This window comes from Paenibacillus sp. FSL R5-0766 (assembly GCF_037971845.1).
Taxonomy (GTDB): Bacteria; Bacillota; Bacilli; order Paenibacillales; family Paenibacillaceae; genus Paenibacillus.
In genome coordinates, this window is record NZ_CP150227.1 from 4697909 (window position 1) to 4723350 (window position 25442).

At 45.2% G+C, this 25442-nt stretch carries 31 protein-coding genes and 1 tRNA gene; 7 read left to right on the forward strand and 25 right to left on the reverse strand.

Features of this window, described 5'->3' with window-relative positions; genetic code table 11:
- Positions 1-118: 118 nt before the first annotated feature.
- Both MKY66_RS20305 and aroA read right to left on the reverse strand, forming a co-directional pair.
- Positions 119-553 (reverse strand): CoA-binding protein, encoded by a 435-nt coding sequence (locus MKY66_RS20305; protein WP_076211428.1) that lies wholly within the window; start codon positions 551-553, stop codon positions 119-121.
- A gap of 58 nt (positions 554-611) precedes the next feature.
- Entirely contained in the window at positions 612-1907 is a 1296-nt protein-coding gene (gene aroA / locus MKY66_RS20310) for a 3-phosphoshikimate 1-carboxyvinyltransferase (protein ID WP_076211430.1), read from the reverse strand.
- A gap of 105 nt (positions 1908-2012) precedes the next feature.
- On the opposite strand from aroA, the gene MKY66_RS20315 reads away from it, so the two are divergent.
- Positions 2013-2318 (forward strand): rhodanese-like domain-containing protein, encoded by a 306-nt coding sequence (locus MKY66_RS20315; RefSeq protein WP_017687407.1) that lies wholly within the window; start codon positions 2013-2015, stop codon positions 2316-2318.
- A 131-nt stretch (positions 2319-2449) separates the two neighbouring features.
- Here MKY66_RS20315 and MKY66_RS20320 read toward each other — a convergent pair whose 3' ends face one another.
- The 4 genes from MKY66_RS20320 to MKY66_RS20335 all read right to left on the reverse strand — a co-directional run bounded on the left by MKY66_RS20320 (position 2450) and on the right by MKY66_RS20335 (position 6889).
- Entirely contained in the window at positions 2450-2959 is a 510-nt protein-coding gene (locus MKY66_RS20320; RefSeq protein ID WP_036614703.1) for a shikimate kinase, read from the reverse strand.
- A 202-nt stretch (positions 2960-3161) separates the two neighbouring features.
- Positions 3162-4571, reverse strand: coding sequence for an NADP-dependent phosphogluconate dehydrogenase (gndA, locus tag MKY66_RS20325; RefSeq protein WP_076211431.1), 1410 nt, complete (start codon positions 4569-4571; stop codon positions 3162-3164).
- 172 nt (positions 4572-4743) lie between these two features.
- Positions 4744-5343, reverse strand: a complete 600-nt coding sequence (locus MKY66_RS20330; protein ID WP_076211433.1) for a hypothetical protein — start codon at positions 5341-5343, stop codon at positions 4744-4746.
- Positions 5344-5596: 253 nt separating this feature from the next.
- A complete protein-coding gene (locus tag MKY66_RS20335; RefSeq protein WP_076211435.1) occupies positions 5597-6889 on the reverse strand; it encodes an MFS transporter in 1293 nt (430 codons plus the stop codon).
- A 176-nt stretch (positions 6890-7065) separates the two neighbouring features.
- Between MKY66_RS20335 and MKY66_RS20340 the strand changes: the two genes are divergently transcribed.
- Complete coding sequence (locus tag MKY66_RS20340; protein ID WP_047844430.1) at positions 7066-8541, forward strand: aminotransferase class I/II-fold pyridoxal phosphate-dependent enzyme; 1476 nt, start codon at positions 7066-7068, stop codon at positions 8539-8541.
- Between the two features lie 207 nt (positions 8542-8748).
- On the opposite strand, the gene MKY66_RS20345 is transcribed toward MKY66_RS20340, so the two are convergent.
- The 5 genes from MKY66_RS20345 to MKY66_RS20365 form a co-directional block, all read right to left on the reverse strand.
- Positions 8749-9066: a DUF1292 domain-containing protein gene (locus tag MKY66_RS20345; protein ID WP_036614722.1), complete on the reverse strand. Its 318-nt coding sequence runs from the start codon at positions 9064-9066 to the stop codon at positions 8749-8751.
- A 97-nt stretch (positions 9067-9163) separates the two neighbouring features.
- Positions 9164-9718 carry a copper amine oxidase gene (locus MKY66_RS20350; RefSeq protein WP_036614723.1) on the reverse strand — a complete coding sequence of 185 codons (555 nt, stop codon included), beginning with the start codon at positions 9716-9718 and terminating at the stop codon, positions 9164-9166.
- A 474-nt stretch (positions 9719-10192) separates the two neighbouring features.
- Positions 10193-10372 carry a hypothetical protein gene (locus MKY66_RS20355; RefSeq protein ID WP_017687398.1) on the reverse strand — a complete coding sequence of 60 codons (180 nt, stop codon included), beginning with the start codon at positions 10370-10372 and terminating at the stop codon, positions 10193-10195.
- 110 nt (positions 10373-10482) lie between these two features.
- On the reverse strand, positions 10483-11049 hold the full coding sequence (locus MKY66_RS20360) for a YdhK family protein (RefSeq protein WP_076211714.1): 567 nt from the start codon (positions 11047-11049) through the stop codon (positions 10483-10485).
- Positions 11050-11218: 169 nt separating this feature from the next.
- Positions 11219-11638 (reverse strand): organic hydroperoxide resistance protein, encoded by a 420-nt coding sequence (locus MKY66_RS20365; RefSeq protein ID WP_017687397.1) that lies wholly within the window; start codon positions 11636-11638, stop codon positions 11219-11221.
- Positions 11639-11858: 220 nt separating this feature from the next.
- On the opposite strand from MKY66_RS20365, the gene MKY66_RS20370 reads away from it, so the two are divergent.
- On the forward strand, positions 11859-13070 hold the full coding sequence (locus tag MKY66_RS20370) for a chromate transporter (RefSeq protein ID WP_076211436.1): 1212 nt from the start codon (positions 11859-11861) through the stop codon (positions 13068-13070).
- 124 nt (positions 13071-13194) lie between these two features.
- Here the strand turns inward: MKY66_RS20370 and MKY66_RS20375 are convergent, their stop codons facing one another.
- The 5 genes from MKY66_RS20375 to MKY66_RS20395 all read right to left on the reverse strand — a co-directional run bounded on the left by MKY66_RS20375 (position 13195) and on the right by MKY66_RS20395 (position 17909).
- Positions 13195-13881 carry a hypothetical protein gene (locus MKY66_RS20375; protein WP_076211438.1) on the reverse strand — a complete coding sequence of 229 codons (687 nt, stop codon included), beginning with the start codon at positions 13879-13881 and terminating at the stop codon, positions 13195-13197.
- A gap of 2 nt (positions 13882-13883) precedes the next feature.
- Complete coding sequence (locus MKY66_RS20380) at positions 13884-14882, reverse strand: hypothetical protein (protein ID WP_076211439.1); 999 nt, start codon at positions 14880-14882, stop codon at positions 13884-13886.
- A gap of 1 nt (position 14883) precedes the next feature.
- Positions 14884-15141 carry a hypothetical protein gene (locus MKY66_RS20385; RefSeq protein WP_076211442.1) on the reverse strand — a complete coding sequence of 86 codons (258 nt, stop codon included), beginning with the start codon at positions 15139-15141 and terminating at the stop codon, positions 14884-14886.
- A 242-nt stretch (positions 15142-15383) separates the two neighbouring features.
- Positions 15384-17597 carry a M1 family metallopeptidase gene (locus MKY66_RS20390; RefSeq protein WP_076211444.1) on the reverse strand — a complete coding sequence of 738 codons (2214 nt, stop codon included), beginning with the start codon at positions 17595-17597 and terminating at the stop codon, positions 15384-15386.
- A 240-nt stretch (positions 17598-17837) separates the two neighbouring features.
- A tRNA-Val gene (locus MKY66_RS20395) sits at positions 17838-17909 on the reverse strand.
- Positions 17910-18096: 187 nt separating this feature from the next.
- Between MKY66_RS20395 and MKY66_RS20400 the strand changes: the two genes are divergently transcribed.
- From MKY66_RS20400 to MKY66_RS20410, 3 genes are all read left to right on the forward strand, one after another.
- Positions 18097-18354 (forward strand): hypothetical protein, encoded by a 258-nt coding sequence (locus MKY66_RS20400; protein WP_076211446.1) that lies wholly within the window; start codon positions 18097-18099, stop codon positions 18352-18354.
- 238 nt (positions 18355-18592) lie between these two features.
- On the forward strand, positions 18593-19036 hold the full coding sequence (locus MKY66_RS20405) for a GNAT family N-acetyltransferase (RefSeq protein ID WP_076211716.1): 444 nt from the start codon (positions 18593-18595) through the stop codon (positions 19034-19036).
- Positions 19037-19149: 113 nt separating this feature from the next.
- Positions 19150-19386 (forward strand): DUF3892 domain-containing protein, encoded by a 237-nt coding sequence (locus MKY66_RS20410; protein WP_076211448.1) that lies wholly within the window; start codon positions 19150-19152, stop codon positions 19384-19386.
- A gap of 75 nt (positions 19387-19461) precedes the next feature.
- On the opposite strand, the gene MKY66_RS20415 is transcribed toward MKY66_RS20410, so the two are convergent.
- From MKY66_RS20415 to MKY66_RS20430, 4 genes are all read right to left on the reverse strand, one after another.
- Positions 19462-19743: a hypothetical protein gene (locus MKY66_RS20415; protein ID WP_076211450.1), complete on the reverse strand. Its 282-nt coding sequence runs from the start codon at positions 19741-19743 to the stop codon at positions 19462-19464.
- Complete coding sequence (locus MKY66_RS20420; RefSeq protein ID WP_076211452.1) at positions 19727-19948, reverse strand: hypothetical protein; 222 nt, start codon at positions 19946-19948, stop codon at positions 19727-19729. Before MKY66_RS20420 ends, MKY66_RS20415 begins: the two co-directional genes overlap by 17 nt.
- Positions 19949-20140: 192 nt before the next feature.
- Positions 20141-20461: a DUF3889 domain-containing protein gene (locus MKY66_RS20425; RefSeq protein ID WP_036614744.1), complete on the reverse strand. Its 321-nt coding sequence runs from the start codon at positions 20459-20461 to the stop codon at positions 20141-20143.
- A gap of 56 nt (positions 20462-20517) precedes the next feature.
- Positions 20518-20826, reverse strand: coding sequence for a hypothetical protein (locus MKY66_RS20430; RefSeq protein WP_076211455.1), 309 nt, complete (start codon positions 20824-20826; stop codon positions 20518-20520).
- A gap of 261 nt (positions 20827-21087) precedes the next feature.
- On the opposite strand from MKY66_RS20430, the gene MKY66_RS20435 reads away from it, so the two are divergent.
- Complete coding sequence (locus MKY66_RS20435) at positions 21088-21990, forward strand: manganese catalase family protein (RefSeq protein WP_036614750.1); 903 nt, start codon at positions 21088-21090, stop codon at positions 21988-21990.
- Between the two features lie 221 nt (positions 21991-22211).
- Here the strand turns inward: MKY66_RS20435 and MKY66_RS20440 are convergent, their stop codons facing one another.
- From MKY66_RS20440 to MKY66_RS20460, 5 genes are all read right to left on the reverse strand, one after another.
- Positions 22212-22505 carry a DUF6809 family protein gene (locus MKY66_RS20440; RefSeq protein WP_076211456.1) on the reverse strand — a complete coding sequence of 98 codons (294 nt, stop codon included), beginning with the start codon at positions 22503-22505 and terminating at the stop codon, positions 22212-22214.
- 144 nt (positions 22506-22649) lie between these two features.
- Positions 22650-22829 (reverse strand): ribbon-helix-helix domain-containing protein, encoded by a 180-nt coding sequence (locus MKY66_RS20445; protein WP_017687382.1) that lies wholly within the window; start codon positions 22827-22829, stop codon positions 22650-22652.
- A gap of 188 nt (positions 22830-23017) precedes the next feature.
- A complete protein-coding gene (locus tag MKY66_RS20450) occupies positions 23018-24103 on the reverse strand; it encodes a DUF3626 domain-containing protein (protein WP_076211458.1) in 1086 nt (361 codons plus the stop codon).
- Positions 24104-24281: 178 nt separating this feature from the next.
- Positions 24282-24863, reverse strand: coding sequence for a DUF3221 domain-containing protein (locus MKY66_RS20455; protein WP_076211461.1), 582 nt, complete (start codon positions 24861-24863; stop codon positions 24282-24284).
- Between the two features lie 125 nt (positions 24864-24988).
- Positions 24989-25318: a hypothetical protein gene (locus MKY66_RS20460; protein WP_076211463.1), complete on the reverse strand. Its 330-nt coding sequence runs from the start codon at positions 25316-25318 to the stop codon at positions 24989-24991.
- Positions 25319-25442: the final 124 nt, after the last annotated feature.

Genomic DNA, 25442 nt, shown 5'->3' on the forward strand with positions numbered 1-25442 from the left:
TAATACGGCAAAAATAGAACAGAAAAAATCCCGTCAACTTCAAGTTAACGGGATTCATCCTATAATCATTCAATTGGTTCAGATCAGGAGATCATTCGATCACAGGTGAACGAGCCTCTCAGCCGCGTCCAGCGCCGCGCAGAACGATGGAATCCTCTACCTTGATACAACGATTCGTTACCGCTGTCATGGCGTTCTCTGCAGCAATCTGGACCGCTTCATCACTATGGATGCCAAGTTGCAGCCACAGCACATTTGCTTTGATGGCAGCGGCGTCACGAGCGACATCCGCGCAAAACTCTTCGCGACGAAATACATTGACAATGTCTACCGGCTCTGGAATATCCGCGAGTGTAGCATATACCGTCTCTCCCAGGATTTCACCTTGCACCTGTGGATTAACCGGGATGATGCGATAACCTCTGCTCTGCATGGCTTCTGCCACCATATAGGAAGTGCGATCTGATTTGTCTGATAAGCCGACGACTGCGATGTTGCCTGCCTTGCGCAAAAGTTGTCCAATTTCTTCACGAGTAGGGTTGTTAAATTCCATGTTCAAGCACCATCCTTTTCTGATTAAAGTGCGTGTTCAAAAACAGGTTTTCAGTTATTTACTCTTTTACCCATTGAACCGAGGCGCCAAGCGCCTGCAAATGATCGAAATATTGCGGATAAGACTTGGCTACATGGTGTGCATCCCGAATACGAAGCGGCTCCTTGGAACGCAAACCAACGACTGTAAGCGCCATAATTACGCGATGATCGTAGTGAGCGTTAATCTCAACGCCGCCTTCAACGCCTTCCGGACGTCCGTGTACGATAATCTCGGCTTGACGCTCTTCAACGTTCGCTCCTGCCTTCCGCAGTTCGTTCAAGTAATCAGTGATTCGGTCACATTCCTTGTAACGCAGGTTCTCTACATTATAGAACCGTGACGTTCCTTCCGCAAACACAGCTGCGGCTACCATAGCCAAAACGGCGTCCGTCGCGGCATCCCCATCGAATTCGATCGCTTTCAGTCTGCCATTACCTTGAACGTGTACAACATCGTTCTCATGTGTCAATGGCACTTCCATCATGCGCAGCACGTCAACGATGGCACGTTCACCCTGTTTGCTCTGCTCCATCAGGCGCAGAATTTTCACATCAGACTGTGTAACCGCTGCTGCGGCAAGAACCGCTGCTGAACCCGGGTAGTCCCCTTGAACCGTGTAGGTCGTCGGCTGGTAAGCCTGTCCACCTGGTACACGGAAGGACATGTAATCATCGCTTGCATGGATAACGATGCCTGCCTGCTCCAGCACTTCCAGGGTCTGTCCGATAACGACCTTGGACTTCAGGTCATTCAGTACTTCGATGGTGCTGTCTTCTGCAAGCAACGGCGTAACAAACAACAATGCACTCAGATATTGGGAGCTAACGGAGCCGGATACACGAATGTGTCCACCCTTGGCATTGCCACCCTTGATTGTAATCGGCAGGCGTCCTTGTTCGTGCTGTACATCTACACCCAATTGACCAAGCGCATCGATCAGGTCATCATGGGGGCGTTTGCCCAAAGAATCCGGGTACGTATTCACAAAAGTTACTTCAGGGCAGAGCGCTGTAACGCCCATCAGGAAACGAAGTACAGCACCTGCATTCCCTACATTCAATTCACGCACATCACGGGGATGACTGCCAAAACCCTGGATCACAATCTTGTTGTCGTCTTCTTCAAGCACTGCCCCCAGATCGCGAATACATCTGCGCATGGCGTCACTGTCTTCACTGTGTGCCGGGAAATGAATGGTACTTGTGCCTTCTGCCAGCGCAGCAGCCAGCAAATAGCGAGTCGTGTAGTTTTTGGAGGACAGAGCCCCGATTTCCCCGTTCAGAGTGGGAGTTGGTTTAACAATAACGTCCATGGATGAAATTCTCCTTCATTGATTATATTGTGGCCAAATTGACATTCCGTGCATCGCTTGGGTATCATTATAGCGTTAAGTCCATACAGAAAAGAGGACCTGAATATGACACAAATAGCTGAAATTGAAACGTCTGAGCTGCGCCGCCGTTTACAGGCGGGAGAGAAGCTGCAGATGATAGACGTCCGCGAGGACGATGAAGTCGCGCAAGGCATGATCGAAGGAGCCAAGCATATTCCGCTTGGACAGATTCCGGATCGACTGTCTGAGATTGAGAAATCAGGCGAGATCGTGATCATCTGTCGTAGCGGTTACCGCAGTGAGCGTGCCTGTGAATATCTGCAACAACTGGGATATGAAGGCTGTACAAACATGGTCGGCGGTATGCTTCAGTGGCAACAGGAAGACTAGAGAAACCCGGAGGGAAGCAAAGTCATTTGTAACCTTGTGACCTCTGCTCTACTCCTAGAAACGGGCCTATATGGCCCGTTTTGTTATATCTGCCACCACCTATCAACCATCAAACTTCGATGATAACAAGCTTAGACGCGGTAATGCGCTAAAATTAAACGAGTCACTTCGGCAGCGGATAACTCGGTTGTATCCACCGTATAATGTGCGAACCGATATGCGTCTTTCCGTTCTTCCATAATTGCCTGAATGCGTTCCTCTGCATTACCTGCGAGGAGTGGACGATTGTCACAGCCACTAACACGCTCTACAATCACTGCCGGATCAGCAGTCAAGGCAACAACCCAACCATTCTTCAACATCACGTCACAATTATCCGAACGCAGCACCACGCCACCTCCGGTCGCTATGACCTGTGACTTCTTCTCCAGCACCGAGCATAACATGCGGCTCTCGGCATCACGGAAATACGTCTCTCCCTTGCCAGTGAACAATTCTGGAATCGTACAGCCTTCCTCTTTTTCCACCGCGGCGTCTACATCAATCAATCGATAACCAAGCTCGCGTGCAAGCATGTCAGCGACGGTTGATTTGCCGGTTCCCATCATACCGATGAGAATAATATTGTTAGACTTGCTCAAGGTGTACACTCCTTTAATTCAAGCAATTCGTGAGCACTTTTGTCCTATCATAACACAGCCCTGCGGACTGGGAAAGACCAAAAAGAGGCCTGGCGTTGACCGGCAATCACCGGAACGCCAAACCTCTTCTAAGCCCCTTAGTAGGCCAAAACTCCTGCTTAAGGGTACTTTGGCCAAATCTAATAGACTTGTATATGTGGTACTACTCCATCCAGTTGTGGTGGAAGCTGCCTTCTTTGTCCACACGTTTGAACGTGTGAGCACCGAAGTAGTCACGTTGAGCTTGCAGCAAGTTTGCTGGCAAACGCTCTGTACGGTAGCTGTCGTAGTAAGAAAGGGCGCTGGAGAAGCCAGGTACCGGAACACCTTGTTTAACAGCAGCCGCTACAACTTCACGCCATGCGTCTTGATAAGACTCAACGATGTTCTGGAAGTACGGATCCAAGAGCAAGTTTTTCAGAGCTGCGTCTTTATCATAAGCTTCCTTGATGTTTTGCAGGAACTGCGAACGGATGATGCAACCGCCACGGAAGATCATGGCAATGTTGCCGTATTTCAGATCCCAGCCATACTCATCGGAAGCTGCACGCATTTGTGCAAATCCTTGTGCGTAGGATACGATTTTACTTGCGAAGAGGGCTTTACGCACGCTCTCGATGAACGCTTTTTTGTCGCCAGAGAATGCTTCAGTCGCTGGTCCATTCAGGATTTTGCTAGCTGCTACACGCTCGTCCTTCATGGCAGACAAGAAACGGGAGAATACGGATTCTGTAATCATGGACAATGGTACGCCGAGATCCAGCGCGCTTTGGCTTGTCCATTTACCTGTTCCTTTTTGTCCAGCCGCGTCCAGAATAACGTCAACCATTGGTTTGCCGGTTTCCGGATCGTATTTGGAGAAGATATCTGCCGTGATTTCGATCAGGTAGCTATCCAGCTCCCCTTGATTCCATTCCGTAAAGATTGCGTGAAGCTCTTCAACGGAAACGTTTAATACGGATTTGAGCAAGTGGTACGCTTCACCAATCAACTGCATATCTCCGTACTCGATACCGTTATGCACCATTTTCACATAGTGTCCGGCACCGTCTGGTCCAATATATGTACAACATGGATCGTCACCGACTTTGGCCGAGATCGCCGTCAGGATCGGTTCAACCAGTTTATAAGCACTTTCCTGTCCACCTGGCATGATGGAAGGGCCTTTCAGTGCGCCTTCTTCACCACCGGATACACCTGTACCGATGAAACGAATGCCTTTGTCTTCCAACTCTTTGCTGCGACGTTGCGTGTCAGGGAAGTATGCGTTCCCTCCATCAATGATGATGTCGCCCTCATCCAGGTGAGGAAGCAGTTGTTCAATGGTAGCGTCGGTCGCTTTGCCGGCTTGTACCATGATCAAAATTTTGCGCGGGGATTCCAGGGATGCTACGAACTCTTCAATGGAGAATGAGCCTGTCAGGTTTTTACCTTCAGCTTCTTTCAGAAGATCATGGGTTTTCTCCGGGGAACGGTTATATACCGATACTGAGAAACCTTTGCTTTCAATGTTAAGGGCCAAATTTTTGCCCATGACAGCCAGGCCAATTACGCCAATTTGTTGTTTTGTCATCTGGTCCTCCATCCTTTGCTCCAATTAATTTTATTGAAATAAATTCTCAACAATACTCCCATTTTAACGGTTTTATGTATAGAAGTGAACCCCGTGGCACAGCTACGCAACGAGAAAACACCCCAATCTGCTGAGGTGTTCATCGTATTTTCATAAATACGGCCTTATCTTGTCACCCTTCCAACATTAACAGATGCCCAGACAACTGTTTTAAGACTTCACGGCAAGCATTTGCTTTTTCGATATTATCCATCTGCATGGCCGTGTAGAGGCGTTCCAGTTCATCATCCACTTCCATGCGCAACAACATGAGCCTTTCCTCGCCTTCACGCGAGAGGAACATTTCTTCCATCTCTTCCGCCGTCGGCGCAGGTTCCTTTTGAAAAATGACACGCTGTTTGAACCCAGACACTTCCACGAGACGAATGACTTCACCGAATAAAATGTTCTCCACGGTCATCTGCTGATCCTTGAACCGCTTCACAACTGCATGCCCGCGTGTATCTCCAATCAGCTTCTCCAGCCACTCTGCAAGCTTGGCATCCTTAATGATATAATCCCCAGTCATCTTGTAGTTCCCCGTGCGTGTCTGTTGAAAGCGGAGCTTTACCAGCTTGCGGCCGGTCCGGACTGACAGGATAAAAAAGGATTCGTCCTCGCTCCAATATAGTGAATATCCCTCACGAATAAGGTCTCTGATCAAATTTTGGATATGCCGACGGTTGAACCGCAGCTCCAGATTGCAATATTCAACTTCATAACTCTTATTCACGGCACTCCCTCCATCTGTACCGGATCAACTCCGGCCCTCGTCTTCAATCGCTTCTACTCAATCGGCTTACCCTATTTTATACTTCATTTTATGTAAGGGTACTTGGTTATTTGACTATTTTTCACCGAAAGGACCGCCGGATTGCAGCTTTCCGCAGACGCACAGGGGCAAGCCCCCGATTATCGTGATATATTGGACGCGAAAAAGGGAGCCCCACAACCAAGACGGTTGGTGGAACTCCCTTTTCTTTTGCTTATTTGGCCGGAGCGGTGCGAAACGGATTGCGGGATAACACAAAGTGCACAACGGCAAGTCCTGCCATGACGATGGCACTGCCGATGAATGGAGCCGGATGGCTCACGTGGTCCCACAGCAGTCCGGAAACAATGGGGCCTACAACCATGCCTGATCCCTGCAATGTAAGGAAGAATCCCCAGATTGCTCCCCGCTCTCCTTTGGGAATCAGCGTAGCTACAAAAGCATTCCAGGCGGGCAAAATCATGGCATAACTGATGCCCACCAGCATGACAATACCAAACACCACCGGAATGGATGTTATGGAGGAGAATGCGAACAGACTCGCCGCCGCCATCAAAAAACCAATATTCAGGAACGGTTTCGTACCAAACCTGTCTACCATTTTACCTACAGGCAGCAAGGCAATAACGGTTATTCCACCTCCCGCAATCAGCAACAAACTGTAAAGATTCGGTGAAATGTGCAGGTCTGTGCGTGTATATAGCGTGATTACTGGACTAAGCAGCCCAATGACAAACGATTGCATAAACAGTGCAGGATACACGAGTGGATTAACATTAAGCGTGCTGCGTACCCGTTGCAGTGTGCCCTTCACACTCTTTTGCAGCCGGATGAACGGCGTGAGCAGATTCGGTTTGGCTGGATATTTTCCATCACTATTCTTCGCTACTTGCTCGGCATGCTCTCCTTCAACAATGACACGTCCAGGAAGAATCATGGCCACCAGAATAACGAGAATGGCACAACCCATTAGCACAAGGAATATCGTTCGATAATCATGATGCGTGCGCTCCAGCAGCCAGTTCATCCCTATAGGTCCAAGCCCCGTTCCCCCTAGAGCAGCCATCTCCAGCGCCCCCATTGCTGTACCATTCTTGTTCTGTGGGCCTGACATCGCAGTCACTCCTGTCATGGCGCAAGGCCATAGTGGTGACGTACCAATGCCAAGAATGAGACAGGCCATGGCCAGTCCAAAGGCACTTTTGAGAAAAAGGATCATAATAACAGCGATTAAGGTACAGATTAATGCTGTAACCATCGTTGCGCGGAACCCGATCCGTTCTGCTGCCCAGCCGGAAGGCGCCCGGAACAGATTATCTCCCAAATATTGAAGAGCAAATGCCACACCAATGACGCCTGCAGACAGACCCAGTATATTGTCCATATACACCGGCAGAACTGCTACCAACAGGGCCCCTTTGATAATTTCAACTAGAAAAAGTGTCAGCCACATCGCGATAAAAAATGGTGATCGCAAAATTTTGGCTGGTTTTGTATCGGTTTGCATTCTTTTTCCCCTTTCGGCGTTCATTTGCCTATTCCCTATCCTTAGTGTAACCGTGGGGAATGTGTCCAAATCTCGGCAAATCAAAAAATTGTCGATTATACTGTTGCATTCGGTTCTTAATTTGCTATACTCATCTTTGTTTACCAATTTTATTAGGAAGGGTTGTGACAGCACTGATGAATCACCACCGTACGCCGCTGTTTACCGCTTTAAAAAATCATGCGGCACTCAATCCGGTACAGTTTCATATTCCGGGCCATAAAAAAGGATTGGGAGCGGATACCGAATTCCGTGAATTTATTGGCGATAATGCCTTCTCCATAGATTTGATTAACATCGCACCGTTGGATGACCTGCATCAGCCAACCGGTGTCATTCAGGAAGCACAGATTTTGGCAGCAGATGCCTTCGGAGCCGATTATACCTATTTTAGTGTCCAAGGCACAAGCAGTGCCATTATGACCATGATTCTGTCTGTATGTTCACCGGGTGACAAAATTATTGTGCCCCGTAATGTGCATAAATCGGTTCTGTCCGCGATTATTTTCTCAGGCGCCAAACCCGTATTTGTTTCTCCTTCACAAGATGCCAATCTGGGCATTGACCACGGAGTGACTACACAGTCTATCCGTCGTGCACTTGAGCGTCATCCAGATGCCAAGGCATTGCTTGTAATTAACCCGACCTATTACGGCGTGGTTACCGATCTGAAAGAGATTGTAGAGCTTGCACACAGCTACCAAGTCCCTGTCCTTGTTGATGAAGCACATGGCGTACTCATTCATTTCCATGAGGATCTGCCGTTGTCTGCGATGGCAGCAGGTGCCGATATGGCTGCAACCAGTGTTCACAAGCTTGGTGGCTCCATGACACAGAGTTCCGTACTCAACCTGAACACAAAGAATGGGTTCGTGAATCCACAGCGTGTACAGACGATCCTCAGTCTGCTCACCTCAACATCAACTTCATACATTTTGCTTGCTTCACTCGATACATCAAGACGTAACCTGGCACTCCACGGTCGTGAGATTGCACAGAAGGCGATTGAACTGGCTGAGTTTGCCAGACGTTCGATTAACGATATGGATGGACTGTATTGCTTCGGTAGAGAGTTGCTGGGTACAGAAGCGACCTTCAACTATGATCCAACCAAAGTAACGATCCATGTTCGCCATCTGGGTATTACAGGATATGAAACAGAGAACTGGCTGCGTGAACATTACAACATCGAGGTCGAACTTAGTGATATGTACAATATTCTGTGTCTCATCACGCCAGGAGATACGGATGACAGCGTGGATATCTTGCTGAACGCTTTGCAGGATCTCTCCCGTACCTATTATCAAGTGAACCCGGCCCATGAACTGGTCGTAAAAGTTCCGGACATTCCACAGTTGATGCTGACTCCACGCGATGCATTCTACGGTGATACCGAAGTGATTCCGTTTAAGGAATCCGCAGGACGTATTATCTCGGAATTCATCTATGTCTATCCGCCAGGAATTCCGATCCTGTTACCGGGTGAGGTTATCACCCAGGAAAATATCGACTACATCATCGATCATGTCGAAGTTGGATTACCCGTCAAAGGACCCGAAGATCGCAGCGTAACCAATGTTAAAGTGATCGTGGAAGCCGATGCCATTTTCTAAAACAACCCCCTTGCGCTGTGCAGGGGATAAACTTAACGGACCAAGCCCTAGCTTGGTCCATTTTTATTTCATGAGACAAGCGAGTTTGCATTTTCCCGTCTATTTCGTCGTTCAAACCGGTGGTGTGCATGCTCATATACCTCTTACAAACAAAACAAAAGGCCCCCTGAGATCAAGGAGCCTTCATGTTATGTTCCAAAAGAATGACTATTCTTGTGATGCAACGAGTTCGTTGTAAGCCGCTTCAACGCGGTTCCACTCTTCTTCGTCTTCAATATTGTAGAGCACCATTTCCTCGTCTTCTTCTTCCATACGCAGGATGATGCCGTCAGCTTCAGGATTGTTACGTTCCAGCAGGAGCGCATAAACATGCTTCTCCACGTCAAACGTCTCCACCAAAACCATCTCCACGTCTTGGCCGTTCTCGTCTGTTAATGTGAGAAGGACTTCTTCATGCTCGTGGTCGTGGTCGTGGTCTTGCCCGCATCCGCAGCCATCGCCGTGTTCATGTGTGTGATCGCTCATTGAAATACCTCGCTTTATAAATAGAAATTGTGTAACCTTGCATATCGTAACATGTTCAATGACCCAGGTCAATTTAACTCACAGGGTTATTTTCGCTTCAATCGTTCAGCGCTGTAATGATTTTCTCCGCTACCAGGACGTAGCTGCTGTTTGCATTTTCTTTAATATGAAAGCCAACCTGATACTTGCCAGCACGACTGAAATCGTACGTAAAATCATATGTGCGGAACCAGAAGTTATCCTTCTGTGTCGTAAGCTCCTGGGACTGGATATCCTTCACCTGACCGCTTGGATTGGTAATCGTTACTTTCACTGCAGCTACATCTGCTGTCAGACTGTCCACTTGTGAAAATACATTGAATTTCAGCTTACCTACGTTAACGTTACCAAATACAGTGTCTCCCTTGAAGAGAAAAATATGTACATTCGGTTTGATCACCGTTACTCTCTTGTTACTGCTGTCCCATTTGACGACGCCTCCGGCTTCTCTTACAGGTACATAGGTCGTTCCATCAATGAGATAACCTCCATCAGCTGCTTCCTTGCCGTTAATGAGAACACGAATCTTCTCGTTCACTGAGTCAGCAAACAATAAAGACCCGCCGAGCAAGGAGAATACCGTGACACAAAGCAATATTCGTTTCCATTTCATCCCGTCAATATTCCCTCCCCTGCTGCTAGCTGTTGTACATTTATACTGCAGATTCATCCACAAAGTTGCGCTGTTTTTCATCATTTTTCATTTTTTATCCAGAATTTTTTCCACCCCTTGGAATGCACAAAAAGAGGCGATCCTCATTAAAGGATGCCCCTGATCTATAACTGTTATATATACGGGATTATACGAAGAGTTATGAAGAAGTATGGCGGGTCAATATACAGGGAACGCCCTTGCCTAAAGCCCCTTCAATTCTCATACGTGCAGCATAATCCATTCCTCGCGTACAGGGTGTCTTACATCTCTCACATACATCCGAAGTGACCAACTTCATGGATACACGTATTTTATCACTCTTTAATGCGGGAGCTTTCTTACCCTTTGCTTTTGCCATCCCGGATTCCCCATTTCCCCAAGTGCTTACTGATGTAGTCCATCATATGGGGATTCGCCCGGTTGTGTGTCTATTTAGAAAACGTATTTAAATAATAAAAATATGACAAGGAGGATACCTCCGAGAATGAGCCAGTTGCTGATTTCATACCAAATGCTCTTGCCTCCGGACAGGTATTTCTGTTCATTCTCCTGATGACGCTGACGGTGGGTATCGGTCTCAGAGCCATGGGGTGGTTTACTAAAATCCATCATAAGTACATTCCCCTTTCAGCAGTTTTGTATAAACTTTAATACCATTATAACCCATAATTGAGTGTGAAGTTGATTTTTATGCTTAAAAAGGCTGTTTCATACAAATGGTTCTATTGGATAGCAGATAATTCTTCTTCTGTGACCCATTTGTGATTCTTTATCGAATCTCCCCCTGTTGTAGGGGTATAATCAACCATATATACCGTTGTCTGTTCAGCAGAATCAATTGTGGCCTTGGCGCCCTTCATTCCTTTCATGTGATCAGCGCTCAACACTACCTCAGAACCTGCCTCATACGCTTGATCCATATGGTCCTCTATTTCCTCATGGATAACCCATTTATGATTTTGCACGGGATCTCCGCCTGTGGTTGGCGTATACGTAACTGCATATACCGTAGTCTCATATGCTCCAACGATCTTTGCTTTCGCCCCCTTCATGCCTGACATGTGGTCGGCACTCATCAGCGCCTGGCTTCCTATTGGGAAGGTGGGATTGTTTTTTTCGCGCAGTCCTTCCGGTAGCTCTCCCGACTCAGAATGGTGCATCTCACCTGCAGCAGCTGTATGACTGTCATCGTTACTTTCACTAGTCTGCCGAGTCTCCTTGCCACATCCACTCAAAACCAAACTGCTTGTAATCAATATAGTCGATATGGTCAATACGTACTTTTTCATGTTCTGCACTCCTTTAATTCTATTTATACCATTCATTATACCCCCTATAGGTATGTTACAATCATTAATATTGCTTTTTCCGGGCAAAGCACATTTTACAACGGAGCAAAATAATACAAAAAAACCTCCGATTTCTCGGAGGCTTCTTATCAATAACAAATAGTATCAGTTACGCCAGTTCCACGTTAACATTCACGTTCCCTTTAATTCCTTTGGAGTATGGGCAGTAGTCATGGGCAAGTTTCACAAACTTCTGTGCTGTTTCCTCATCCAGACCGAGAATCTTAACTTCCAAATCGACTTGAAGCTTCACGCCGTTGTCCTCAGAGTCCGTCACCAACATTACAGTAGCAGCTACGGTACTTCTTTCAATTTCAACTTTGTGTTTCTTCAATTGAAACTCCAGTGCGGAGTTAAAACAAGCACTATACCCTGCTGCAAACAACTGCTCCGGATTGGTAGCTGTCGTCACTTGTCCTCCCAGTTCAGGTGGTGCAGCAACATCCAACATAAACACATTATCTGGGGATTGTACGATGCCTTGACGTCCGCCTGTATTGATGACTGTTGTTTCATATAATGTTTTCATTTGTGAAAACTCCTTTAGTTGATTAGATTTATTTTGACTAAATTTTGACTTCTCTTGTATCGCTAACAATTACATTGTACACAATTAAATTGTGTATGTAAATAGCTAATATAAAAAAAATAATATAGTTTAATGCTGCGTTTAAATGAATCGCGATGAGGAGGATTATAATGTAGTTATTAGATAACCTGCATCGAACCGTTAAGGAGGAATAACACGTTTGGAGAATAATTCATTTCTAACCCCGGACAAGCCCAAACATAAAGTCAGAGCACTTTCTGAAGTGTTAGCTATATCCACTAAACTTGGCCTGACTTCATTTGGAGGACCGATCGCTCATCTCGGTTACTTTCATGAAGAATATGTTCGCCGTAGAAAGTGGATGGATGAACGAAGCTATGCAGATTTAGTTGCGTTATGTCAATTTTTGCCCGGGCCCGCCAGCAGTCAAGTCGGAATTGGAATTGGCATCATCCGCAGCGGTTTGTTGGGAGGACTGATGGCTTGGCTTGGTTTCACACTTCCTTCTGTCATTGCGTTAGTTTTGTTCGCTTTCCTTCTGCAAGGATTTGATATCAGCAGTACTGGCTGGATTCATGGTCTTAAAATTGTTGCTGTAGCTATTGTCGCTCAAGCGATATTGGGCATGGGGCAAAAACTAACTCCTGACCGTTACAGGGCAACCATCGCTATCTTTACTGCAGCGGCTACTCTTGTGTGGCAGACTTCGTTCACTCCTATCCTTTTTATTGTTATTGCAGGCATAATAGGCATGATTCATTTTAGAAAAATGACAGGTATTAAGACAGTAGACTTGTCTATCCCGGTAAGTCGTAACTTGGCAATAATCTGTTTGGCTCTATTCTTTGGAATCCTGATTCTTCTCCCGTTACTCACACCATTTGATCGTTCGGGATGGCTGTTATTCTTTGATAGCTTCTACCGTTCAGGCTCACTTGTATTTGGTGGAGGACATGTTGTACTTCCGTTACTGGAACGTGAATTCGTCCCTACAGGTCTGATGAACAAGTCCGACTTTTTGGCGGGATATGGAGCTGCACAAGCTGTACCCGGACCATTGTTTACCTTTGCCAGTTATTTAGGAGCGATGATGCGTGGGGTTCCCGGTGCCTTGGTTGCAACGATTGCTATCTTTTTGCCAGCGTTCCTTCTAATCGTAGGCGCATTGCCCTTCTGGAATTCTTTATGCAAGAGCTCAAAAATTCAAGGAGCATTAATCGGAATTAATGCAGCCGTTGTAGGTATTTTGTTAGCAGCGTTGTACGATCCGCTTTGGACAACTGCGATCCTAACTCCTGTTGATTTTGCACTGGTGTGTATCTTGTTTCTAATGCTCGTTTTTTGGAAAGTACCACCGTGGATCGTTGTCGTTGCTGGTGCCGCAGGCGGTACAATCATGAACCTTATCTAAATAAAAAAGGTACCTAAACACTGCACTTCTTTTTCAAAGCGTCCGTGTTTAGGTACCAAATTACTGCACGTATGTCTTTCACCTATCCATGCAGATAATCTATTTTTTCTCTTTGTCATTCCAATCAGTTACTCCAGATATCCACTTTCATCTGTGCACATTTGAAATACTTGGCCTCTGCCTTACTTGTAGTCAGTTTCAAAAGACACTGCAATTCTCCATGTTGGAACAACCCCCCGCTAAGGTCAGCAGCAACACCGCCATATTGATCATCCGCACCAAGCCATACGGACGGTCTCTCGAACCCCGCCGAGAACTGTAACCCGGTACAGAGCAGCACAGTGAGATTCTTACGGTTCTGTGCTTCATCTCCTGCTACGCCATGTGTGGTGAAGAACACCATGTTTTGATTAAAATCCGTGTACGTTCCATCTGCTTTATAGGCACGGACCATACCATACTTCTGATTTACATTTTGAAAAAAAGTGATTCCGGCCTTGCTATCCTTCGATTTAATGCCAACCTGAACTGAGATTCCAATGTTCCCGTTTAATTGTAGCGCTTCCAAAGTGATTGCAATTGCGGTTACTTTCGAGCTGTCAATCAGATGTTTCATTTTCAACTCTGCCGTGGCTCCTGCCGTTGTCGGTGTTGTAACGGTTATGGTCCCTCTGTCGGGCAAAGGCTCAAACGTAGGGGTGCCCACCACCTCCACCCAATCCGGTAACGTTCCGTATAGAAAATCGGCCACAAGCTGTCTGTGAACCTTTCCAAAGGGCACGATCTGACCCGCTGCATCACGTATAACCATCTCTACACCCCCACCGAATAGGCTACACCGATATTATGATCGGTATTGTAATACACGTACACTACACCGTCCATAACGGACACCATCAAGGATTGCATGTTGGTCGTTTCCCAATTCAATGCCGGAAAATATATATCTGTAGGTTTGTCCAGCAGTTGACGAAAGTCTGCGCTGATCTTGGCAATGGCAGGCCGAGCTACCGTCGTAACCCCACCGGAAGCATAAGCTGATAACATACCCAGCCACCACATGCTCCCTTTGTACATAAATACACCAGCATTGGGTCTCGAAATATTTTCTCCTGCACTTAAAGTGGCATCATTACCACCCATTAATGGTCTTGGATCAGCTAACCAGCTACGTCCGTCATGTGAATGCCAGATACATTTACGACCAAAGTCACCACCACCCATCACCGAGAAACCGATCCATTTGCCGCCATTTCTGAAACACGAGAAGTAACCGGTATGACCATCACCTGGAAACCCGGGAGGTTTGTCCAAAATCAAACCCACTCTTGTCCAGTTGATCATGTCTACAGAGGTCGCAAGTGCCGTCGATTGATTGATCCCCAGACCGTTTTGTTGATAATACATAAAGAACAATTGTTCTTCATCGTTCCAGATCACAAATGGAGTTTCCGTCGAATTCCCAACCACGGTATCGAGATACACCTGTCCGTGTTTGGTCCATGGTCCTGTCGGACTGTTGGAATAGGCTAGTCCAATTCCTCCGATGTGATGATGGTTGGTAGAATACGTAGCATAATAATCTGCTTTTGCATCAGGGATAAGCCCCTTTACCTTGATCGCCCGAAACCAATAGATCGATTGAAGGCCCGCCATTGCAGCGGTATACATAGGATTGTCCATTTTTTTATCAAATTGAGGCGTGTACATCCGTCTGGTTTCTGCATCGCAATAATCATAAGGTGAAGTGAAACTGTTGGCTGTGACATTAGCAGTCTGTTCTGCCTGGATATTTTTTTCAACCATTGACATGTTACACAACCTCCTTAACGTTCAGGGTGACAATGTCCAATGGAGAGAAGTATACTAATTCCGATGCGCCCTTTAGTAGATTAGAGAGATCAACAACATTACCCATATTCGCAGCCGGCCCCTGAATAACACGAATGATAGAGCGAATGTCTGTATTATATGAATACGCTCTCATTTTGTTAATTCCTTTGCTTTCCTTACCGTTGTGATCAGTGACTGTCTCTTTCCATGGCATGCCAGGATAATGTTGATCCTTCATATTAATCCCTCCTATTGTTTTCTCACGATAAGTATATTCATGAAGTTACCTTTCTGTTAAAGCATCATGCCCATTTTAAGGCCTAATATTCCAAGACTGGTTTGCAAAACAACATAAACAGGCTAACCAATAACAATTGGCTAACCTGATTAGAGGAAGAAACTGCAATATAGATGTTCTCTTAAACAATTATTTCGTGGTGTTACAAGGGATGCTTTCTTCACTTTTCTAAAACCAATGACTTATTGCTCCGCAAAAAATGAAGATATGGGATTCGCTATTTTTTTATTGGATTTCTCCTTGCCTTGGTGATCCAATACATAGTACTGGTAAAAGTCGTTAGTGAATCCGATAGATTCCTCTATTTTCAGCTTAAAAGCTTCAAATGCCGCATCACTCAGATGATCCTCATTCCAGAAATAATGAAGCATCAATCGATTCTGGTTATAGGGATGTTTGATCACATATGCACCCGCGGCGAGAGGTTGATTCATGGTATTTTTCCAAGGAAAACCCGTCTGTTTCGTCCGGTCGATAATGTTGAATTTCAAAGCCTGCACCAATCCGTTTGACTTGGCATTGCCAATGACAATAAGGTTGCTGTTGCCGATCTCTTTTTTCATCTTTTGCTTCAATTCCTTGCGATCCCGTATAATGTCGTATCTCATACCGGTCATATCAAGGAATCCAGTCAACTGATTAACCATATCTTCCTGCTGTTTAGTTGCAAGCTTGCTCACCTGATCACTGAGCACAATGGTTAATTCCTCGCCTTGAAGGACTTTGTCCATCAATCGATTCATTACTTCATAAGGCAGATTAGGGATCATGCCCATGACAGCCTGATACTGTTGTTGTAAGATATCATGCACATATGCGGCGGTCTCTTCCTGTGATAATTGGTATTCCGGCTTTAAGACAAAATCAGGCTGATATAGGGCCATCTGCATTTCTGAACGTATTTCTTTACCAAGCACATCTTCAATGGTTTGAAGCAGCCCCTCTACCGTTGCATTTTGGTACACGTAGCGTTTGAAATATGTCCTCATCAACTCGTCAAATTTCTCTTCACCGACGGAACGGTAAAGCTGATAGATCGCTTGTCTTCCCTTCTGATAATATACCAAACTTGCCAAATCCCCAGCTTCATCGTTTGTTGACGCAATCGCCATATCTACGGGCGCAGTATCGAACTGAATAGATCTGAATCCATTTAGCTTGTCTCCCTGTTTCTCGGCAAAATACACCATGGAGAAATCGGCAAAGCCTTCATCCAGGAAGGATTCTGTCTCCGAATTATTACCGATCAATGCATGGAACCACTGATGCGCTATTTCATGAACAAATGTTGTGTCTTCTTCTGGAACAGCACCATTTTGAATCTGTCCCATCTGAATGAGCCTCGCATACTCCACGGCAACGCCTTGTACATACGTCTCGACAATTCGGAACTCTGGATAGGGATACTTGCCATATTTCTCACTATAGAAGTCAATGACCTTGAATGCCTGATTAATGTAGCGGTCAACTATCTTTTTCTTGGATGGATCATCGTTGTAATAATAGTATTCCACCGTCAGACCGTTACGGGTAGCGCGCTCCACTTGAAGATTAGGACTTGCAAAGAAAACAAACTCTCTCGTATTCTCGGCCACAGCAGACACAACTTTACGACCATGTTCTGTACTGTCTTGAGTGGTGATAGAGCCCGACATAGCTATCTGATACTCATCAGGAACATTGAATTGAACTTCAAAGTCCGATGAGGTGTAATAATCGCTCTCAAATGTTCGACTATACGGTGCCTTGTTCCATTGATGCTTAACCTCGTCGTATACAGACATCACCGGGAACCAGTGCGCACCATTGATCATGTCCTTGTAGTAGGACACTCGCTGTGAGCCATAGGGGATATTCAACTGAAACTCCAGTTGGAATGATACCGATTCGCCTGGTTGAACGGGCTCTTTCAACTGCACGGTCAACGCTTGGTTTTCCTTATTGAAATCAAGCGATTGGCTATCTGCGCTTACAGCCTGAATATCGATGCCACCCAGAAAGTCCTCCGCTGTCTTCTCCGGATGATCTTCACTAATCTTTTCATTATGCTGTTGGTACATGCTCGCCTGTGTAGACTTGGAGAGGTTCGCATCAGCATATGTATGAAGAACCAGCTGCTGGAGGGTATCCTTGCTTGTGTTGTGATACGTTACCTTCTCGCTCCCCTGGATCGTCATGTCCTTCTCATTCAGCCGAGCCTGGATCTGGTATTGAATCGGGGGTTGCTCTATCGATTCTTTCTGTGTGTTATATATCTTCGTAGATACAGGTGCTGGGTCTGCTTCCGCGGCAACAACCCCCATGTTGGCCAGTGGGCTTGTTGCCAGTATTAAAGCCAGTGTACCCGCGATCCCTACTCTGGCTAACTTTGATGTAAATGGACTTGAATAATTCATAAGTTCTCTCCTTCTCCTGTTCTATATTGACCTCAGAACCAAGTATAGAAGACGAACCTTACGCTGAATTTATGTTTTATTTAAGTTTTGTTTAAAAAGAGGAAGAGAAACTGTACCATTAAATTTATTATCAACAAAAACCACCTACACTTATTATTGGAGGTAGCCATATTATTATATAAAAAAACAACTCCTCTTGAGATATAATTCTCAAAAGAAGTTGCCTCTAATTTTTTCATATAGGACGAGTGGGGATCGAACCCACGACCCTTACCCTGTCAAGATAATGCTCTCCCGCTGAGCTATCGCCCTGTAATAATTATGATGTATTCAAACTTAGCTGAGCTAACAGATCATGATATATAATGGTTTCCCAATCAAGTAACAGTATCATATCAAGTAACCGTGTTCATTGTCAATGATTTATTTGGTTATAATTCACCCGAAATGGTGCACAATAAAGGAAAGATTACCATTTCTACAATGAGGTGAATTCCCTATGAGAAGCATAACAAAACGGTCAAGATCCAATAAACATACATTTGCCAAATGCTTCTTCCCCTGCGTTGGGCTTGTGATTCTCATTACAACCGTTACTGGTTGCGGCTTGGAGAGGGATGAACATACGGTACAATTCCAACAATTACAACAGCCCAATGAAAATGATGAGTCTCTGCCCGTCTGGCTGGACGTGTACTCCAAATCTGTAATTCAAGATGTGTATTCTCCACGAGGAAGCAGTGAAGTCTTGCCGTGAAGGTTAACAGGTGAATTACTCATCTTCATCCCACTTGCGTGAGTATGCTTTCTTCGTAACGTAATACAACAGAGTAATCATTCCCGCCGACATTAACAATGTAATTACCATGATGCCTGTCATGCCCATCACTACCCCCTCCTCTCCCAATATGTTCCAGACTTCACTATACAGGAAAAACATTTTTTTGTATAATTCAGTCTGATATGTCGCGCAAGAGCAGAAAGAAGGAATGGAATTGGCAGCTGAGATTAGTTATGTAACGACAGAAGAACAACTGGAGCAAGCCTTGGGAATTCGCCATCACGTTTTTGTGATCGAGCAACAGGTGCCTGCCGAGATTGAGATTGATCAATATGATGTCATCAGTCCAGATGTGCATCATGTATTGTTAAGTACAGATGGGCAAGCAGTAGCCACAGGACGTCTGATCTATTACAGCAAGGATACGGCCAAAATGCAGCGGATCGCGGTGCTTGAATCTCATCGTTCATTTGGTTATGGACGTGTGCTTTTGCTCGCGATGGAGGAGCTGGCACGTGAACTCGGCTTATCCTATTCTGTACTGGATGCGCAGTGTCAGGCACAGAAATTCTATGAAAAACTGGGTTATGAAGTGATTTCGGAAGAACCTTTTTATGATGCAGATATTCTGCATGTTCGTATGAGAAAGAGCTTGTAAAACCTCCGCGTTGGCAGGTCTTTATTAGCATATGGCGCATACTTCCGATGAATTGGGATAGGCTAATCAGGTAAGCAGATTCCTATCTCGTCATATAAGGAGAGTGTGACATCATGGATCAAACAACACGCGAGAGTTTCACAGCTGTACAGAAAAATGGCGACGGTGACCTGACAGCCTTTCAGACTTCGGCAGGACGTGTACTGGATTATCAGCAGGCACTTGCAGAAGTACAGGCTGGCGCTATTGCCGGTGTGAATGTATTTAAAGGCAAGGATGGCGAAATGTACATTCGCGGCGATGCCGACGGTGACCCAACCAACAACCTGGACCAACTTCCCCATTTCTAAAATAGATACACATGTCGTACATGTGACACAATAAGCACCGATCCGGTTACCCGGGTTGGTGTTTTCTTATTATGATTAGTAGTCCGTAAAATATTTTACGGAGTCTCCGGAAGGCTGGCTTTTGCGAACCGGCTGTTGTACCTGTTCCCATGCCTGCAAAATCTGTATCCCTTCGAGATTAGACCGGTTCTCCCACGCGATGTGCCCGGTGCGTTCAAGCTCCAGCAAAGACTCATGAATGTAAGCTCTGCTTCGTCCCGTCTTGTTCTCCAGTTCATCCATTCGCGGCAACCTGCGCCGTTGCCCTGCATAGTTCACCATAATACGCAAAATCTTGCGTTCAAAGTCGTTCAGCATACTTTACCTCCCCATTCAGATCGGTAACAGGACGCCATGCCAGAATACCTTGCTCCAGAAATGTTCGGGGTGAGCCTTCTTTTCCCGCTGATGCTCTAATCATCCCGCCACGTACACTGTTAATTCGAATCTGTCGCTGCGTAATCTGCCCTGCACGATCCATGTAGACAAGCTCCACCACCTGGCCAATATATTTCCCTAGCATAATCATCCCTCCGATAAGAACGTTTGTTTGTATTTCATATTATATGCGAACATAAGTTCTTTATTCAATAGTAAAAAAAGGATTTTTGTAAAATAAAAAACCAGACGTTCACCTTAATGATTAAGGCAGTCTGGTTCAACCCATAGTATAGCTAATATGAAAACATGGCTTGTAATGACCAAGTCCAGCGGATCAGTGTCGATCCGATTCGGAAAATTGTACTTTCTTTAATTGCTGTGTAGATGGATTAAAATCAACATTTACATAGACTGCGAATTGTTTGCCGTCTTTCGCACGAACCCATAGCTTGAACTGTTCCCGTGATTGATCTGCTGTTAGAGAGGTGCGACCGATATGCTTATAGTCCAAAATATCCACATTATACTTGGTCTGTGTTTCTTTGACCGCAATAATTCCCCACTTCGCATAATCAGGGATGGCGGCGCCTGTGCCTGATGTAATTCCGGCTAAACTCAGAACTACCGACATGACGGTAACGATGAGCATTCTCATTTCACTCACTCCTTGGGACAATATGTTTCTGTTATATTGCCCGTCCGGGTTTCATTTTACACGAATAAACGAAAGATCCAGGCCAGTGGCCGTAGGGAAAAAGGAACCACATGAACAAGTCGGTCAAACGAATCAGGAGGCTCCGTCCGGAAACTCACTCCCCAATCACCCGAGAGAAAATGTTGTTGTATCTGTGGTTCCTCAGGACGCTCCAACCCGTATTTCTTTTCAAGTAACTGCCTCGTTGCTTCATCGACCTGAACCTCGTTCGTAACGACATATGCTATGGCATTCTCGCTGCTTATGTACATCAGAATCATTAGAAACATTACAATCCCAACTATTCGTATCCAACGCTTGTTCATCTCTTACTCCTTTATGGATTCATGACTCTCTTCTCTTGTACGTGAAGACTCGTTTGAATGTTTGATTATACATAAATTTTACGGTATTGGAAATAACAAATGGGAGAAGATATGCGGCTTGCGTTATCCGATGCTTAAGTCCCATTTGGTTGATTTTTTGTTTAAAAAAACCAATAGACGTGTAATAGGCCATGACAGAGTGACTTCACGATCTGAAACTCTACACGATCTGCAATACCAATAAGAGGAGGTTACACCCGAATGTTCAAACGCTTGGATGAAATCCTGATTGAGATTCCCAATGTCGAGAAGCCAGATCCGAATGCTGCGGCAGCTATACAAGAATTACTCGGCGGCAAATTCGGAGAAATGTCAACGTTGAACAACTACCTCTATCAATCGTTTAATTTTCGATCCAAAGAAAAGCTGAAGCCTTTCTATGACCTCGTCATGAGCATTACCGCCGAAGAATTGGGTCATGTTGAGCTCGTGTCTCATGGCATTAACAAGTGCCTCAGAGGTTCAACCGAGTACAAAGAACCCGATGATACGCCGCTTGGTTCCGTAAAAGATGCTCGTCTGTCGTATCACTATCTGGCAGGTGCACAAGGCGCAATGCCTTTTGACTCTATGGGTAATCCATGGACAGGAGCAAACGTCTTCAACAGTGGCAACCTGGTCGAGGATCTGCTGCATAACTTCTTCCTAGAATGTGGCGCTCGTACTCATAAAATGAAAGTATATGAGATGACGGATCACCCGGCAGCCCGGGAAGTGGTTGGTTTCCTGCTGGTACGTGGCGGCGTTCATGTTGTCGCATATGCGAAAGCACTTGAGATTGCAACTGGCGTAAATGTGACCAAGCTGGTGCCTATTCCTTCACTGAACAACAAAGCCTTCAACGAGGCTCGCAAATATGAAGAAAAAGGGGTACACACCAAGCTGTATACCTATAGTGATAAAGATTTCAACACGATTGGACAGATCTGGAAAGGAACTCACCCCGAAGATGGACAACCTCTGGAAGTCATTCAAGGGATACCTGAAGGATTCCCGATTCCGGAAGCTCCTGCGGTCGAGGAAGAGTTTGCACCAGGTATTTCGCAAGAAGACTTTAAGGAAATTGCGCGTCGTCTGAAGATGGCAGGGAATATTGCGGATTAAAAAACAATTAGTTTAACAGGTTCTTCCCCTATATATATTGTTAACTGTATGTTTAAGTAAAGCCCTCGAACCCTGTTGCTGAATGCAGAGAAGGTTCGAGGGCCTTGTTATAATATATTTATGATACCATTTTATGGTGCAAAATAAGTATGTTGTATGCACGTCATTTCCTGAGAACTTAGCTGTAAAAGTAAACCGGATCTCTGCTGACATCGTTAAACTTAGTTAAACTCCAACACCGATTCCTCACGCTGACTCATGACTTCAATTAACATGTTGGCACCCAGACGAAAACCTTGTGCAAACGCTGCTTCCGTATGCATGCCCTCACATCTGCCACACAAGTCAAATAACTGTTCAAGCTCACGGAATTCTTCCCCGCTCAATCGATTCTTCCACTGCTCTGTCAGAGCTGCAATCTGCCGTCCTAACGCTTGGTATTCAGGATGTGTCGGCATCATCATCTCATCCGGTCGAAGTCGTCCATTATATAATGCTTCTAATATCGAATTCATGTGCATCCTCCTGTATATCAATTCGCACCTCACTTGAATGAACGTTCTACACATGATAGGATATTTATGCAGTCGCTCATTCAACAAGTGATTGTGGGTTAGGAAGCAGCGTGTTCTTCGTGGGACTTACGCTGCTTCCTTTTTTCATTTTTGGAGTTCGTCGTAAATCTTCTCAATCCCTTTGCGAACGATGTCTGATCGATTCGTATTCAGCTTCTCAGCCGAAATATCGAGCTTGTTCATAATTTCCTCATCGACACGTATTTCAATCGTTCTGCTTTTGGGTTTGTCAGATTTAGGCCGCCCCATCTTTTTGGCGGACATTTGCTTCACCTCTTTTTTTTGTCCTGACAACAATATATTATTGTCAGGACAAAAAGTCAATGTATTTGTAAAACATACGTTCGTTTTTGTGACAGCAGATTTATAGATAAATGTATAGTCAGTAATCCGTTTGAATGATAAAAAACAACCTTGAACGGTTAAGCGCTCAAGGTTGTTAGAGTACTATTTCACTCTTCCATTGGCTTTCCATATCTCACTAAGACATGCCAGAGTAATTTTAACTCTTGTAGAACTTCTTTGTAGGTTCCTCGATCGCTCCAATGGCTTGGGTTTCGTTTCAAGTCCATAGCTGCAGAACCAATGATATTTGCATCAATAAAATCACTTTTTGCAATTCTCTTGGCTAGTGAAGGCATCAAAGGACCTCGAAAATCCATAGGAACCTCATCAACCAATAGTGTAAAGCCCATGTGCCAGTGGAGATCAATGGAATACTTTAAACATATCTGCTCTAAGATTCGTCCAGTATGGGTGCCTTTAAATGATGGGTCGGCAACAAGCATCTTGACATCTTTTTCAAGGGAAATATCACCATGAACCTGAGCTTCGATATAATGGTCCAGATTTCGGTTTGGCTCTTGGTTTGATGGATTTTGGAATGGTTTCTCAAGATTGACGAGCATATAATCGATTAACTTTTGAACCGTTAGATTTCTTTCACCAATGGCAAAATTACTATAGAATACATCCCTCAAGAGAGCAGCCAAAATGAGGTCAAATTCCTCATACGTTCCCTTTTCCTCGGGGTCTTGGTGAGAATCCAAATATGTATACGTGCAACGATGAGAGACCTCAGTCGATAAAAGGAGATAACATGATCCAAAACGTGGAGCAGGTCCATCGGGATGTAACATAACATTGAGTGCCCCATACTTGGGCCGTTCGCTATTGGTTGAGCCATTTATTTGGTACGCTCCGCCAAACATTTTATTTTCCCAAACGTCACGTTCACCGCCTGAAAATGCGGATACACTTCCATTCGATAAGAAAGTCTCAAACTGACTTTTATAAACCCCCTGCTCAAGTAGTGCCTCAGCCACGCTTTTCATATTCGGATCTAATCGATCTGGGTGAAAGTGTAGCGCGATACTTGCATGAGATTTTAGTTTAGTGATAGCATCTTCAAATGTCTTCAGCTCGATGTTGGACATACGAAGGATTTCCCTAATGGTTTGCTCCGCTTCATTTTTGCGGCTTCTTGCATAATTGGTTACATGCTCTTGAGCTAATTGCTGAGACCTTGATAGTTCCATGGGCAGAGGAGTCCTTTCCCTTTTTATAGAATCATAATACATGATGGACAGTAAGAGAACTTACAGGCGGTTCAAAAATCATGATAGCTTACAATGAATCAATCCGTGTCACTTCTTTCAATTTGAATCATATCTTGTGCAACGCACGCTTCTCCACCATCATAAAGCTATGAACTCCTTATTCTTCGCCTTGTATCTTAACTTGCTTCTCGTCCTTCACGGTCACATGAACTACTTGCCCTTCATTCGCTGTCATCGCATCTCGCATAAGAAGGGTCCATGTCCCTGAATCTGCATCAAACCGCTTGTCCTCAATGACTGGAACACGGATGTTCTCTGCATCAGGTGAAAGAAGTCCGCTACGAATCGCATCCGCATCCGTCATATGCGCGCCATCCGGTGCCACTGGACAAGATACCGCTATCTTTTCTGCTCTGGCCTGCCCAGGATAGGGTTCATTTTCCGGGCCTCCATCCGTCCAGACTTCAACATAGGAGCCGATCTGCGGATCAGGCGCATTGGAGAACCATTTTGCCGGATAATACCGATTTTTTCCTCCGTTCGCACTGAAATCCTCATATGCAGGATCAACCACAAGAATGGAATTGTCTTTGCGTTCAACCACATAACCAGTGAATCCATCTTCACTTGGTGCATTGGCTTGAGTCTGCACGGAGTTGCACTCGATATGTCCTGAACATCCCGTAAGGCATACGATTAGGATTGAGAGCAATATGAGGACTCGACGAAGGTTGGACATATGTAAATCCCCCTTTAATAACACCTCTTTCTAAAATTAACGTTCCATATCAGTTTATTGTTACAAATACAGCTGTCAGCTCACCCTTAACTTCCTGACGGGCTCAACACGATCAACCCAAATATTCACTTCTTCATATCCCTTTTGTACACGTACCTTCCCCAGATCATCAACGCCGCACACAACAAGATCACACAATAAGCCCAAACAAACAGCATGGCTAGACCTAACCCGATGTTGGCATCCAGGCGCTTATCAAAGATCTCTGTGTATAGCGAAAAACCGAGTGGCACAGCGCCAACAATGAAAAGTCCAATGGACCATCCACCCCAGCGTTGGAAACCGGACCCCGCACGAGTACTGGAAATTTTGCGAATCCCTTGAGTCAGTAGCCACCAAATCAGAATAAATAATAGACAGGTTATAAGAATTTTCAGCATATCGTTCAACTGCATATCGTGCACCTCCTACATCTTCAAGATGATGAACATATCTTACACGTTAAGCGTTCTCTTTACTATATTACCCGTTTCCACATTCATGATCACAGACAGATAACAACGTTGCACCTCAGACTCA